The sequence below is a fragment of the Streptomyces sp. 3MP-14 genome, from assembly GCF_006334905.2.
In the GTDB taxonomy this organism is placed as follows: Bacteria; Actinomycetota; Actinomycetes; order Streptomycetales; family Streptomycetaceae; genus Streptomyces; species Streptomyces triticirhizae.
Genome location: NZ_VDLZ02000003.1, coordinates 151,688 through 164,822, shown reverse-complemented (window position 1 = coordinate 164,822; position 13,135 = coordinate 151,688). Strand labels below are relative to the sequence as shown.

11 protein-coding genes are annotated in these 13,135 nt (G+C 74.4%); 6 read left to right on the top strand and 5 right to left on the bottom strand.

Annotated elements, in window-relative coordinates; genetic code table 11:
* Window positions 1-401: 401 nt before the first annotated feature.
* A complete protein-coding gene (locus FH609_RS05300; RefSeq protein ID WP_139666012.1) occupies window positions 402-920 on the bottom strand; it encodes a winged helix-turn-helix transcriptional regulator in 519 nt (172 codons plus the stop codon).
* Window positions 921-1,032: 112 nt separating this feature from the next.
* Here FH609_RS05300 and FH609_RS05295 point away from each other — a divergent pair, with 112 nt between their 5' ends.
* Together FH609_RS05295 and FH609_RS05290 are read left to right on the top strand one after the other, a co-directional pair.
* Window positions 1,033-1,818 carry an oxidoreductase gene (locus FH609_RS05295; RefSeq protein WP_139666011.1) on the top strand — a complete coding sequence of 262 codons (786 nt, stop codon included), beginning with the start codon at window positions 1,033-1,035 and terminating at the stop codon, window positions 1,816-1,818.
* A gap of 13 nt (window positions 1,819-1,831) precedes the next feature.
* The gene (locus FH609_RS05290; protein WP_139666010.1) at window positions 1,832-2,188 is read left to right on the top strand and encodes a nuclear transport factor 2 family protein; all 357 of its coding nucleotides are present in this window, start codon (window positions 1,832-1,834) and stop codon (window positions 2,186-2,188) included.
* Between the two features lie 319 nt (window positions 2,189-2,507).
* On the opposite strand, the gene FH609_RS05285 is transcribed toward FH609_RS05290, so the two are convergent.
* On the bottom strand, window positions 2,508-2,969 hold the full coding sequence (locus FH609_RS05285; protein WP_139666009.1) for a hypothetical protein: 462 nt from the start codon (window positions 2,967-2,969) through the stop codon (window positions 2,508-2,510).
* A gap of 229 nt (window positions 2,970-3,198) precedes the next feature.
* Here FH609_RS05285 and FH609_RS05280 point away from each other — a divergent pair, with 229 nt between their 5' ends.
* The 4 genes from FH609_RS05280 (at window position 3,199) to FH609_RS05265 (ending at window position 11,062) form a co-directional block, all read left to right on the top strand.
* Window positions 3,199-3,960, top strand: coding sequence for a dioxygenase (locus FH609_RS05280; RefSeq protein ID WP_139666254.1), 762 nt, complete (start codon window positions 3,199-3,201; stop codon window positions 3,958-3,960).
* A 304-nt stretch (window positions 3,961-4,264) separates the two neighbouring features.
* The gene (locus FH609_RS05275) at window positions 4,265-4,903 is read left to right on the top strand and encodes a sigma-70 family RNA polymerase sigma factor (RefSeq protein ID WP_226961418.1); all 639 of its coding nucleotides are present in this window, start codon (window positions 4,265-4,267) and stop codon (window positions 4,901-4,903) included.
* Window positions 4,900-6,147 (top strand): hypothetical protein, encoded by a 1,248-nt coding sequence (locus tag FH609_RS05270; RefSeq protein ID WP_139666008.1) that lies wholly within the window; start codon window positions 4,900-4,902, stop codon window positions 6,145-6,147. The genes FH609_RS05275 and FH609_RS05270 overlap by 4 nt, the downstream gene beginning before the upstream one ends.
* 175 nt (window positions 6,148-6,322) lie before the next feature.
* Entirely contained in the window at window positions 6,323-11,062 is a 4,740-nt protein-coding gene (locus tag FH609_RS05265; protein WP_139666007.1) for an FtsK/SpoIIIE domain-containing protein, read from the top strand.
* Window positions 11,063-11,198: 136 nt separating this feature from the next.
* Here FH609_RS05265 and FH609_RS05260 read toward each other — a convergent pair whose 3' ends face one another.
* The 3 genes from FH609_RS05260 to FH609_RS05250 are packed head-to-tail and all read right to left on the bottom strand — an operon-like array spanning window position 11,199 to window position 12,993.
* Entirely contained in the window at window positions 11,199-11,642 is a 444-nt protein-coding gene (locus tag FH609_RS05260) for a hypothetical protein (protein ID WP_139666006.1), read from the bottom strand.
* Window positions 11,643-11,652: 10 nt separating this feature from the next.
* Window positions 11,653-11,958: a hypothetical protein gene (locus FH609_RS05255; protein WP_139666005.1), complete on the bottom strand. Its 306-nt coding sequence runs from the start codon at window positions 11,956-11,958 to the stop codon at window positions 11,653-11,655.
* A 60-nt stretch (window positions 11,959-12,018) separates the two neighbouring features.
* Window positions 12,019-12,993: a serine/arginine repetitive matrix protein 2 gene (locus tag FH609_RS05250; RefSeq protein WP_139666004.1), complete on the bottom strand. Its 975-nt coding sequence runs from the start codon at window positions 12,991-12,993 to the stop codon at window positions 12,019-12,021.
* Between the last annotated feature and the right edge of the window lie 142 nt (window positions 12,994-13,135).

Genomic DNA, 13,135 nt, shown 5'->3' with positions numbered 1-13,135 from the left:
CCCCCCCTCGTTTCATCGGCGGTGGCTCGGACCGTGGCTCCCACCGGCTCCCGTCCAGCCGTCCAGCCGCCAAGGCAACGTCCCACGGAACGAGCGGGCGCAGACCATCAGATGGACTACGCACCGTGAAGCTCTCGTGCCAGAGAGACACCGAGCAGTATGCCCTACGCCCCGATCAACTTCGACAGGGGGTGTGCATTTGATGACACTCTGCTGCTCAAGACCGCTCGTCCCGCGCCAAGAAACGACATACGGCAGGGCGAAACGGCCCGGCGCGTCCGCGCCACACAGCCGCCGCCTCCGGCATACCGCCCAGAAAGCGCGCGCTGGAGCGACCAGCGGAGGGCGGGCAGAAGGAAGCGCCGTCGAGTGGCGCCACGCCCCCTCCCCCATCCCCCCGTTCAGCCGCCCTCCGCAGCGCCGCGCCCGGCGCCGGGCGGCGGGGAGGCGTAGCGTGCCCGCATCCGTTCGCCCGCCGCCGGGCCGGCGCGGAACGCGAAGCGCGGGTCCGACACCGGCAGTCCGGTGGCCGGATCGATCGTCACCGGCTCCACCTCGCGGCCGGTCTCCGTGTCCACGAGCACCATCGCCCGTTCGGACGGGGCCAGTTGGGCGTTCCGCCACGCGGCCAGGGCCACCAGGACGGGCCGCAGGGACCGCCCGAACTCCGTCAGCACATACTCGTAGCGCTTCGGCCGCTCCTGGTAAACGCGCCTGGTCAGAATGCCGTTGTCGACGAGGGTCCTGAGCCGGCTGGTGAGCATACTCGACGACAGCCCGATGTTCGCCTCGAACTGATCGAAGCGCGTATAGCCGTCGAAGCAGTCGTGGAGGATCAGGATCGTCCACCACTCACCGACGTACGAGACCGCCGTCGACAGCGGGCACTCGCGGTCCTCGCCTCGCACACGTGGCGACATTCCGCCCCTCCTCCAGTCCTCGCCGGCCAGCCGGCCCTCCGGCCCGCCGGCCCCCATTCGACGCGTCCACCATTCGACGCGTCCACCGCTCACTGCTAATCTAGCAGTCACCATGACTGCGAAAATAGAAGTGACAACCCCGCGAGCGATCGTGACGGGCGGGACCCGGGGGACGGGCGCGGCGGTGGCGCGCCGGCTGCGCGCCTCGGGGATGGACGTCACGGTCATCGCCCGCACCCCCGGAGACGGGGACGCGGAGAACGGGGCCGTTCGCTTCGTTCCCGCCGACCTGACCGACCCCGACGCGGCGGCCGAGGCCGCCCGGCGCGTTCTCGCCCTGGGCGCCCCGGACGTGCTGGTGCATGTCGCGGGCGGTTCCGGGTCGCCGGCCGGCGGCTTCGCCGCCCTGGGCGAGGCCGAGTGGGCACGGGAGTTGGACCTGAACCTGCTGTCGGCCGTTCGTCTGGACCGCGCACTCGTTCCGGCGATGATCGAAGCGGGCCGGGGAACGATCATCCATGTCGCATCGATCCAGGCGCGGATGCCGCTGTGGGACGGGACCCTCGCCTACGCGGCGGCCAAGGCGGCGCTGCGCACCTACAGCAAGGGCCTGGCGGGCCAACTCGCCGCCCACGGCATCCGCGTCAACTCGGTCTCCCCCGGCGGCATCCAGACCGAGGCCGCCGACCGCCTCGTCGAGCGCCTCACCGAACGGTTCGACGGCGACGGCGACGCCGCCTGGGACTCGCTCGTCGCCGCGCTGGGCGGCGTGCCGCTGGGCCGCTTCGCCACCCCGGAGGAGATCGCCGACGTCATCGCGTTCCTCGCCTCCGACACCGCCGCCAGCATCCTCGGTGCCGACATCGTCGTCGACGGCGGAACCGTCCGCACCACCTGAAACGGAGCACCCCGTGGCCGACACCTTCACCGACTACGACCCCGCGACCCTGCCCACGCCGGTGGTCGCGTTCCTCGACGCCCACGACGCCGACCGGCACGCCGACGCCCTCGCCGCCTTCGCCCCGGACGCGACCGTCCTCGACGACGGCGGCACCCACGAGGGCACCGAGGCGATCCGCGCCTGGCTCGAAAGGTCATCGACCGCGTACACCTACACCAGCACCCGCGTCGGCCAGCGCGTCACCGACCCCACCCATCCGGTCGTCCGGATCAGGCTCGACGGCAGCTTCCCCGGCGGCACCGTGACCCTCCGCTACCAGTTCACCCTCCACGCCGGCCGCATCAGCCGCCTGGCGATCGAGGTCTGAACGCCCGGCCCCCGACGGAGGTGACGGCGGCCAGGGCCCTGGCGCGCGGGCGGCGGAGGTGACAGCGGGCAACCGGGCGCCCGGGCCGCCGGGACGGCGATGCCGACGAAGAGGCCGGAACCGGGGGCGTAGCCCCCTCCCGAGGCGGGCCCCGCCTGCCCGTAGTCCCCCGCCCGACGACGTCCCGGCCGGGCCGGCCTCGGGCGTGCGGTCACCTCGCTGATCGCGAAGGTGACCACACGCCAGTGCTCCGACGCGTCTCCGCGTCAGAAGGTGTACCGCCGGGGTGGCCGGCCCGAACCGGTCGCGGTCCCTTGGCTCAGGGCCTGCTGTTGCCGAACGTTGCGACATCGGCGCCGGAGACCGGCTTCTGCTTGTCGGCCAGGGACGGCGTGGCGACGGCGCCCACGAGGCCAAGGGCGAGGCAGAGCGCGGCGATGAACTTCTTCGTGCGTGTCATGGCGGATCTCCCGAGAAACCAGAGGAACACCCACCGGGCCTTCCGCTCGGTGGACGCAGTGTTCGTCTCCCCACTGAGACGCCGAGGCGCCCCGGAATGTGACAGCTCGGGGCACGAGCACTCCGTCACCGCCGTCCCCGCCACGACCCGGGCGCCCGGTGCGCCGCCGGAGAGGAAGACCTCGCGTGCCGGCGAGCAGCGCACCTCGACGGTCTCCTCGGTCAAGTGGACGTCGAACAGCTGCGGGCCGGTGCTGGAGTTGAAGTGCCCGGCTTTGAGGGCCGTGAGCAACAGCTCCGGTTCCAGCGCGTGTGCGCGCACCTCGACCCAGGCCGCGCAGGCGGGCGGGTCCTGCGCTTGCGGGTGTGCGTCGTCGGCCGTGTAGGCGGTGAGGCGGTGATGGCCGGAAGTCGTAGCCCGCTTCCCGGTGATGACGGGCCGTCTCCAGGCCGGGCGGCGCCGGTGGAGTGGGCGACGGGGAGTACGCTGGCCGAGAGAAGTTGAACCTTCAAGGAGAGCTGTCGTGTCCGTCGCACCCGCGTCGGGGCGTATGCCCGCGCTCTATCTCTCGCACGGCGCGCCGCCGCTGGCCGACGACGCGCTCTGGCCCGGCCAGCTCGCCGCCTGGTCCGCCGCGCTGCCCAGGCCCAGCGCGATCCTGATGGTCTCCGCGCACTGGGAGGAGGCCCCGCTGGCCCTCGGCGCCACCACGCCCGTCCCGCTCGTCTACGACTTCCGGGGCTTCCCCGAGCGCTACTACCGGGTGCGCTACGCCCCGCCCGGCGCACCCGAACTGGCCGCGTCCGTACGGGCGTTGCTCCGTTCTGACGACCTGCCGGTGCGGGACGTGCCGGACCGGGGCCTGGACCACGGCGCCTATGTGCCGCTGGTGGAGATGTACCCGGAGGCCGACGTCCCGGTGCTCCAGGTCTCGCTGCCCACCCTCGACCCGGAGCGGCTGATGGCGGTGGGCCGCAGGCTGGCGCCGCTGCGCGACGAGGGCGTCCTGATCGTGGGCTCCGGCTTCTTCACCCACAACCTCGCCGCGCTCCGGGAGGACGGCGTGCCCGGGTGGTCGGCCGAGTTCGACGACTGGGGGCGGCGGGCGCTGGAGGGCGGGGACGCGGACGCCCTGCTGGACTTCGCGCACGCCTCGCCGGCCGGGGCGCTGGCGCACCCGCGCACCGAGCACTTCGCGCCGCTGTTCGTGGCGCTGGGGGCGGCCGAAGCGACCGGCGACCTCACGGCGCAGCGCAGCGTCATCGACGGCTTCTGGATGGGGCTGGCCAAGCGGTCGGTCCAGTTCGGCTGAGCCGGTGCGGGCCACGGCCGGGCGCCGGCGGGCCGGGCGGGGGCGGAACGGGCGGGCCGGGCGGGGCGCCCGGCCGCCGCGACGCTCGGGGCAGCACCCGATGGCACCTCACCAGCGCGGTTTTTGACGGGAGTTGACAGCGTTTCGAATGAGACAGATCAAGTTCAGAGCTTTCCTTGAGCTACATCTGGTGTCTTTCGCCCCTATAAAAGCAAGGGACGCAACGCAGCCGAAACCCTCGTCGGTCCCTCCCGGCCTAGCCTCGGAGGCGCCCTTCCGCAGCGCGCTGTTGGAGCCCAAAGCGATGTCTCACCCTCAGTCATCACGCCCCCTCGCCCGACGGGCCGCCGTGCCCGCCCCGCGCGGCGAGCCCCACCAGGCCGTCGCCCTCCCCCGGATGCCGGTCCCGCAGCCGGTGGCCCGTCCGGCCCCGCGCCCGCCGGCGGCGGAGCGGCACCGGGTCCGTCTGTTGCGCTATGTCAACCGGCTCACCGACGGCGACCCGCACCGCGCCGAGGACATCGTCCAGGAGACGATGCTCCGCGCCTGGCTCGCCGCCGACGAGTTCGCCGGCGCCGGCGAGGAGGGCCGGTCGCGGCAGGACGACGACCGCCTCGCCGCCTGGCTGCACGTCGTCGCGCGCAACCTCGCGGTGGACGCCCGCCGCCGCGAGCGCAGCGTGCCCGTCGGCATCACCCCCACCGGGCTGCTGCGACAGGCCGCCGCCGGCCCCGACGTGGCCGAGTCCGTCGCCGACCGCGCCGCCCTGGTCGGGGCGTTGGCCCGGCTCAGCCCCGGGCACCGCGCCGTGCTGGCGCATGTCCACCTCTGCGACCGCACCCGGGACGAGACGGCGCGCTTACTCGGCATACCCAAGGGGACCGTCAAGTCCCGGCTGCACTACGCCCTGTCCACCCTGCGACGGGAGTTCCCGGCCGGATGAGGACCACCGACCCCATCGACTTCCTGAACCGTCACCGGGAGACCATCTTCCGCGTGCTCGGCCTGCTCGCCGTGCTGCTGGTGCTCTTCCTGGTGGTTCGCGCGGTGGCCATGCGGCTGGGCGGCTGGCGCGCCGCCTGGGCCCGGCTGCGCCGGGAGTGCGCCATCACCGCACACGCCTTCGCCGCACCCGTGCGCGCCTGGCTGCGCCACCGGCGCTCGCTGCGCGCGCTGGTGCACGGCCTGCGCGCCCCCGAGACCTGGCGCGACGCCGAACTGGCCCTGGCCGCCGCCCGCCAGGCGGCCGGGCCCCAAGGGGCCGTTCCCTACGCCGTGTTGGTCACCGACCGGCTGGTGACCGTGCTGCTCACCGGCCCCGGCGCCGACCCGCCGGACGACGGGCCCTGGTGGGTCGCCGAGGGCGACCCCGCCGACCACTGGAGCGCCGAGCGCGCCGAACTGCCCCCCGTGGTCCCCGTGCCCGGCCTCGCGCCCCCGGTGCTGGTGGCCGTCGGCGAGACCGGCGGCGCGTGCGTCCTGCTGGACCTGGCGTCCGGGCCGCCCGTGGTCTGCGTCGAGGGCGAGGCGCGGGCCGCCGTCGCCCTGCACCAGGCGCTCACCGCGCAGTTGGACGTGCGGCTGCCCGAGGGCATGGTGGTGGTGGCCGAGGGGGTGCACCGCGGGTTCGACGGCCTGCCGGTCCGCGCCGCCTACCGCACCGCGACGCGGCTGCGTCCCCGGGCCGGCCTGGCGCCGGTGCTCTCGGCCGTCGAGCCGCCCGCCCCGCTGCCGCCCGAACTGACCGGTCCGCCCGGCGAGTTCCCCGAGCTGCGGCTGCTGCTGCGCGGCGGCGGCCGGGCCTATCTGCGGACGCTGCTCACCGACGGCGCCGGCCAGCTGACCGTCGTCGGCACGCCCCTGGTGGCCGAGGGCAACGCGCTGGGCCGCGCCGTGGCGCGGGTGCTCTCCCTCATTCCGCCCGTGCTGCCCCCCGAGCCACCCGGCGGCGGGGCCGAGGGCAGCGCGCGCACCTTCGCTGAGCTGGACGAGGAGGCCGACGAGGAGGCCGAGGAGGGCGACCCGCTGCCCACGGCCCCCACCGCGACCGCCGGCACCGCGCCGCCGGTCGCCGAGCGGGAGGACGAGGCCGAGGGCGAGGGCGAGCACGGGGACGAGGTCGAGCCGGCCGAGGCGCCGGAGAGCCCCAACGCCCCCGTCCCTTCGGCCCGTTCCACCCGGCCCTGACGCGCCCGAACCGTTCCGTACCCGCACCGTTCCGTTTCGCCCACGTTCAGCCCACGTCCCCCGCCCACGTTCAGCCCACGTCCCCCGCCCACGTCCGGCCCACGTCCCGCCCCCGCACCGTTCCCGCTCGTTCCCGCACCGTTCCGACTCGTTCTCGACGTCCGTTGGAAGGCCCTTGAAGCTCACGTTGACCACCGCCGACCCCCAGGGGCGGCGTAGGGACCACCTGCTCGACCTGCCGAGCGACGCCACCGTCGGCGAACTCGCCGCCGTGCTGGCCACCCCCCGCCTCTACCTCGGCGACCGGCCGCTGGACTCCGGCACCCCGCTGGGCGCGGGCGGCGTGCGCGACGGCGCGCTGCTCGGCCTGGGCGCCCCCGTGCCCGCCGACGAGGACGCCGCGCACGCCTGGCGCCCGCCCGCCACCGACCCGGTGCTGCTGGAGCTGCGCCATGTCTCGGGTCCTGGCGCCGGCCAGGTGTGGCGGCTGGGGCCCGGCAGTTACGAGGTCGGCACCGACCGCCGCTGCGCCGTCCGCCTCGCCGACCCCGACCCGGAGCCCGCGGGACCGGGGGCCTCGGGGGTGCCGGCCGAGGAGTCGGGGACCCCCGGGTCCGGCACCTGGATCACGGTGCACACCGACGGCACGGTGACCTTCCGGCTGCCCGAGGACGCCGACCCCGAGCGGTGCGGGCTGCGCAGCCTCACCCCGCCCCCGCCGGTCGACCCCGAGACCGGCACCCCACTCACCGACGAGGAGCCCGCCGGCGCCCGCGACGGCGGCCCCGGCGGCCACAGCGAGGAGCCCCCGCCCGCCGGCGAGGACGGCCTCCCCGTTCCTCCGCCGCTGCCGCCGCCGGGACACCGGCCGCCGCCCGACGACGGCGCGGTGCGCTGGCCGCTCTTCGCCGACCTGACCCTCGGCGACCATCTGCTGCGGCTGGCGCCGCCGTTCGAGGCCGACGCGGCCGTCCGGCCGGCCGAGGACGGGCTGGCCGTCGAGTACAGCCGGCCGCCGCGCATCCTGCCGCACCTGGACGCCGAGAACCTCAGCCTCCCCGGGCCGCCGGCGCCGCAGGGGCCCCGGCCGTTCCCCTTCATGCTGATGATCTCCCCGATGATCATGGGCATGGCCATGGTGGCGATCTTCCGCTCCTTCTACTTCCTCATCCTGATCCTGTTCACCCCGCTGATGGCGCTGGGCAACTGGATGATCGGCCGCCGCACCAACCGCAAGCGGCACGAGGACCAGCTGCGCCGCTACCGGCTGCGGCGGGCCGCGCTGGAACGGGAGATGCGCCGCGCCACGGTGGAGGAGCGCCAGCAGCGCAACAACACCTCGCCCGACCCGGCCTCCGTGCTGCTGACCGCCTCGGGACCGGGAAGCCAACTGTGGGAACGCCGCCGCCACCACGCCGACTACCTCACCCTCCGGCTGGGCACCGTGACCCGCGCCTCGCTCAAGCGCATCACCGACCAGGCCAGGGAGAGCAACCACCGCCAGGTGCACTGGCGGCTGGCCGACGTGCCCGTCGGCGCCGAACTACCGCTGCTCGGCGTGCTCGGGATGACCGGCACCGACCGCACCGTGCGCGCCGTCGCGCGCTGGGCCGTCGCCCAGTCCGCCGTCCTGCACAGCCCCCGCGACCTGCGGATCGTCGTGCTCACCGACGAGGCGCACACCGCCGACTGGGCCTGGGCGCGCTGGCTGGAACACCTGCGCCCGGTGCGCGCCGGCGCGCGCGCCCCGTTGGTCGCCTTCGGCCGCGACCCGGAGTCCACCGCCCGCCGGGTCAGCGAGCTGTACGCGGACGTCCAGTCCCGGCTCGCCGCCGCCGGCCAGGCGACCGGGCGCCAGGCGGTGCCGGGCGAACCCGACGTGCTGGTCGTGATGGACGGCGCATACCGACTGCGCGACGTCCCCGGCGTGGTCGGCATCCTCCGCCAGGGCCCCCAGGTGCGGATCTACAGCCTCTGCCTCGACGAGCGCGAACACCTGCTGCCCGAGGAGTGCTCCGCCGTCGTCACCGCCGCCGGGAACCGGCTGACGATGCGGGTCTCCGGCACACCCAGCGTGCCCGACATCCGCGCCGACCAGGTCACCCCCGAGTGGTGCGAGCAGACCGCCCGCGCGCTGGCCCCGCTGCGCGACGTCACCGTGGAGGCCGACGCCGGGATGCCGTCCGAGGTGCGGCTGCTGCCGTTGCTCGGCCAGGAGCCCCCGGACCCGGCCGCCCTGGTGCGCGCCTGGCGCCGCACCCCGGCCAGCACCCGCTTCCCCGTCGGCGCCGGCTATGACGGGACCACGTTCCTGGACCTGGCCACCGACGGGCCGCACGGGCTGATCGGCGGCACCACCGGCTCCGGCAAGTCCGAGTTGCTCCAGACGGTGATCGCCTCGCTGGCCGCCGTGAACCGGCCCGACGAGCTGACCTTCGTGCTGATCGACTACAAGGGCGGCAGCGCGTTCCGCGAGTGCGCCGAACTCCCGCACACCCTCGGGATGATCACCGACCTCGACGGCCACCTGGTGCAGCGGGCCCTGGCCTCGCTCGACGCCGAACTCCGCCGCCGGGAACAGGTGTTGGCCGACGTCGGCGTCAAGGACCACCGCGAGTACCAGGCCAGGCGCGCGCGGGAGCCCGAACTCCCCCCGCTGCCCAGGCTGTTGCTGGTCATCGACGAGTTCGCGACCCTGGTGCGGGAGCTGGTGGAGTTCGTGCCAGGGCTGGTGGGCCTGGCGCAGCGCGGCCGTTCCCTGGGCCTGCACCTGCTGCTGGCCACCCAGCGCCCGGCCGGCGCCGTCTCGCACGAGATCCGCGCCAACACCAACCTGCGGATCGCGCTGCGGGTCACCGACCGCACCGAGTCCACCGACATCATCAACGCGCCCTCCGCCGCCGCCATCTCGCCCGCCACCCCCGGCCGCGCCCTGGTCCGCCGGGGCGACGGCCCGCCGCTGCCGTTCCAGACCGCCTGGGCCGGCGCGGAACGTCCGCCCGAGGACGCCGAGGGCGCGGCGGAGCGGGCGCGGCCCCGCACCGCGCGCGGCGCCGAGCTGAGCCTGGAGCAGCTGGGCCAGCCGCTGCCGCCGCCCCAGGTCGTCCACGAGCCGCCCGCCCTGGGCGAGCCCGAGGCGGCCGAAGGGGCCGACACGGCGGACGTGGCCGACGCGGCCGGCGCGACCGACGCGGCCGGCGGACCACAACCGGCCGGCGACGGGACGGCGGGCGACCCGCCCACCGAACTGACCGTGCTGGTCGCCGCCGTGCGCGCCGCCGCCGAAGCGCTGGACGACTTCGCCGAGCAGCGCCGCCCCTGGCTGCCGCCGCTGCCGAAGGAGGTGCCGCTCACCGCCCCGGAGCAGGACCCGAGGCCGGGCGCGACCGCGCTGCCGCCCGTGCCGTACGTCCTCTTCGACCTGCCGGCCCACCAGGACCAGCGGCTGGGGCACATCGAGTTCGACTCCTTCGGCCACCTGTACGTGGTCGGCGCGCCGCGCTCGGGGCGCACCCAGACGCTGCGCACCATCGCCGGCTCGGCCGCCCTGCACCTGACCACCGACCAGCTGCACGTCTACGGCATCGACGCGGGCGGCGGCGGCCTGGCCGCGCTGGAGGCCCTGCCGCACTGCGGGGCCGTGGTGGCCCGGCACGACGGGGAGCGGCTGGACCGGCTGGTCCGGCGGCTGGTCGACGAGCTGACCCGCCGCCAGGCGCTGCTCGCCCGGCACGACGTGACCTCCCTCAGCGAGCTGCGCCCCCGGCTGCCCGCGCCCGAGCGGCCCGCCCATCTGCTGCTGCTGATCGACGGCTGGGACGCCCTGGTGACCATGCTGGAGAAGCAGGACGGCGGCCGGACCACCGACGAACTCCTGCGGCTGCTGCGGGAGGGCGCCACCGCCGGGCTGCACGTGATCGCCACCTCGGAGCGGATGCTGCTCGGCGGGCGGGCCGGCCAGCACAACGACCGGCGGCTGCTGCTGCGCCAGCCCGACCGCATGGACTACGGCGTGGTCGGCGTCAACCGCCGGATGGTGCCCGAGCACGTGCCGCCCGGGCGCGGCTGGTCCTCGCCCGGCGGTGTCGAGGGGCAGATCCTCACCCTGCCGCTGTCGGCGCTCGCCAAGAACGGCGACCAGGCGGACGCGTTGCGTGCCATCGGCCGGCAGGCGACGCTGCGGGACGGCGGGGTGGCCGACGAGTCGCGGCCGTTCACGGTGGCGGCGCTCCCCGACATGGTCGGCTTCCAGGAGGTCGCCGACCGGATCGACGACGAGCGGCGCCGGCCGCTGTGGGCGCTGCTCGGCGTCGGCGGCGACGAGGGCGGCCCGCTGGGCTACGACTTCGCCGAGGGCTCAGGATCGTTCCTGGTCGCCGGGCCCCCGCACAGCGGGCGCTCCACGGCGCTGGCCGCCATGTGCGTCTCGCTGGTGATGGGCGGCACCGCGCTGGTCGTGCTCACCCCGCGCGAGTCGCCGCTGCGCCAGCTGTCCCGGCACGGGCTGGCGCGGGTGATCGCCGAGGTCGACCCCGATCCCGAGACGCTGGAGGAGGCGCTGGCCGAGCTGGGCGACCGGCCGGCCGTGGTGGTGGTCGACGACGCCGAACTCCTCGTCAACAGCCGGGTCGACCGGCCGCTGCGCGCGGTCGGCTCCTCCGGCCGCGACCGGGGCCTGGGGCTGCTGCTGGCCGGCCCGGCCGAGGGGATGACCACCATGGGCTGGATCGGGGTGGCCCGCCGGGGGCGGCGCGGGCTGCTGTTGGGGCCCAAGAACCTCAACGAGGGCGAGCTGATCGGCGCCCGGCTGACGGCGGAACAGCTGCGCCCGGCGCCCGTCCCCGGACGGGCCTGGACGGCCGAGCGGGACGGGCGCCTGACGGCGGTCCAGGTGCCGCTGACGGTGCTCCGCTGACCGTGCTCCGCTGACCCCGCGGCGCTGACCGGCGGCGCTGACCGGCGGCGCCGCGCGAACGGCCGGGCCCGCACGCTCAACCCGGCGTGCGGGCCCGGCCGTTCGACGCTCCCGGAACGCCAGCGCTCGCGGAACGTCAGCCCTGGGTGATGGCGGAGCGGTCCTCGTTCCAGGTCACCGGCGTGCCGCCGAGGTCACCGTTCGGCGGGCCCCACTCCGGCGGGTCCTCGGTGTCGGTGGTGACCTCCTCGGCGGTCAGCTCCAGGCCGCCCTCCCCGTCGATGCTGGAGAGGGTCGCCGCGAACAACTCGGCGTCATTGTTCTGGAAGGCGTCGTTGAGCCCGGTGAACAGGTTCGCCCAGTTCTGGATGTTGCTGGCCGCCATGTGCATGGACTTGCTGAACTCCTCGTAGGCGGTCTTCAGCGCGGGGGACGCCTGCTCCAGATACAGGCCGTCGTCCAGCAGGGTGCCCACCCGGCTCAGCAGGCTGTAGATCTCGGGCACGATGATGTTGCACTGGGTGCTGAGCTTGCCCGCGGTTTCCGCGATCCCGGCGTAGTCGGCGGAGATGTCTGCCATGGTCCCGACCTCACTTCGGGTTGCGGATGTTCTCCGCGTACTGCTGGTCGAAGTCGATCATGCCCTCCTTGATGGCGACGAACTGGTCGGCGAAGCTGTCGATCGCGTCGCACAGCTGGCTGAGCTGCTCGTGGAGGATGTTGTACTGGTCGGTGATCGCGGCGTTGGTCTCCGGCAGCACCAGCGAGGTGCCCAGGGCGTCGTCGATCGCCGCCTTCGCCGCGTCCTTGGCCGGCCTGATGGTGTCGTCGTTGGCGGTCTTCATCGCGGACGCGGCGGAGTCCACGTCCTCGTAGGTGATGCTGATGTTGGGCATGACCACTCGCTTCCTGTCGTGACTGGGGTCCCTGCTCGGTGACCGGCCGCCGGCCGGCCGTCAGTCGTCGTCCCCGTCCACCTCCACCCACTCGGCGTCGTCGCCCCTCGGCCCGGCCCGGGTGTACTCGGTGACCTCGACCTCCTCCTCGCCGTCGTCGTTGGTCGAGGTGGTGGTGACGGTCTGGGTCCCCGAGCCGTCGTCGTTGATCACCACGTCCGCGACGGTCTCGCTGCCGTCCGGGTTGACGGTGGTGATCGTGTAGTCGCGGCGGTCGAAGGACTCGTCCGGGTTGTCGGGGTCGCTCGGGTCGGGCGGGCCCTCGTACTCGACGGTGGTGGTCACCGACTTGCCGTCGCCGGTGTCCACGGTGGTCTTCTCGCCGACGATGTTGTGGTCGTCGTCGTAGGTCAGCTCCACCTCGACCGTGCCGCCCTCCTCGTCCCCGATCCTGATCCGGCTGGGCGGGTGCTCCGGCGGGTCCTCCGGGCGCTCGCCCGGCGGCGAGGGGCGGTCCTCGCCGTAGTCGTCCCGCCAGGTCTGGCACCAGTCGGGGGCGTCGGTGGCCGAGCAGACCTCCCAGATGTTGGCGTCCGGGTGCTCCGCGAAGTAGTCGGCGGCGCCGATCTCCTCCAGGTAGGCGTTCCACGCCTCGTCGCGCCGCTCCCAGTCCTCGACGGCCTCCTTCTCCGCCAGCCAGCGGTCGAAGATGGTCTGGCCCGCCATCACGGCCGCGTTGCCCGCGATCATCGAGTCCTGGGTGAGCAGCGCGTCGGCGACGCCTCCGAACATGTCGCCGAAGCGCTCCAACTTGTCCTTGCCCTCGTCGATCCGGGTCCGCGACAGGCCGTAGAAGATCTGGAACTCGTACGACAGGTTGTAGTCCCCGAAGAGCGACTCGTTGGAGCTGGCCGTGCCGCCGCCCACCTCCTCCCACACCCCGAGGCCGCCCGCCGAGTCGGCCCGCTCCACCAGGGCGTGCAGGCCGCGCTGCATGGCGTAGAGCTTGTCGTAGTCCATCGCGAAGTCCGCCAACGTGCCTCTCCCTCCGCGTCGTTCACCTCGGCGGCCCGCGCCGGGCGCGCCCTCACCCCCTTTACGCACCGGCGCCGCGGAAGGTTCACCGCGGAAGGTTTCACCGCGGAAGGTTCACGAGGCCGGAACGACAACGGAAGGA

Excerpts from the sequence above, each read along its gene's own strand:
- FH609_RS05255 (WP_139666005.1), bottom strand. The coding sequence starts at position 11,958 with ATGCCCAACATCAGCATCACCTACGAGGACGTGGACTCCGCCGCGTCC.
- FH609_RS05295 (WP_139666011.1), top strand. The coding sequence starts at position 1,033 with ATGACTGCGAAAATAGAAGTGACAACCCCGCGAGCGATCGTGACGGGC.
- FH609_RS05280 (WP_139666254.1), top strand. The coding sequence starts at position 3,199 with ATGCCCGCGCTCTATCTCTCGCACGGCGCGCCGCCGCTGGCCGACGAC.
- FH609_RS05260 (WP_139666006.1), bottom strand. The coding sequence starts at position 11,642 with ATGGCAGACATCTCCGCCGACTACGCCGGGATCGCGGAAACCGCGGGC.
- FH609_RS05275 (WP_226961418.1), top strand. The coding sequence starts at position 4,265 with ATGTCTCACCCTCAGTCATCACGCCCCCTCGCCCGACGGGCCGCCGTG.
- FH609_RS05270 (WP_139666008.1), top strand. The coding sequence starts at position 4,900 with ATGAGGACCACCGACCCCATCGACTTCCTGAACCGTCACCGGGAGACC.
- FH609_RS05300 (WP_139666012.1), bottom strand. The coding sequence starts at position 920 with ATGTCGCCACGTGTGCGAGGCGAGGACCGCGAGTGCCCGCTGTCGACG.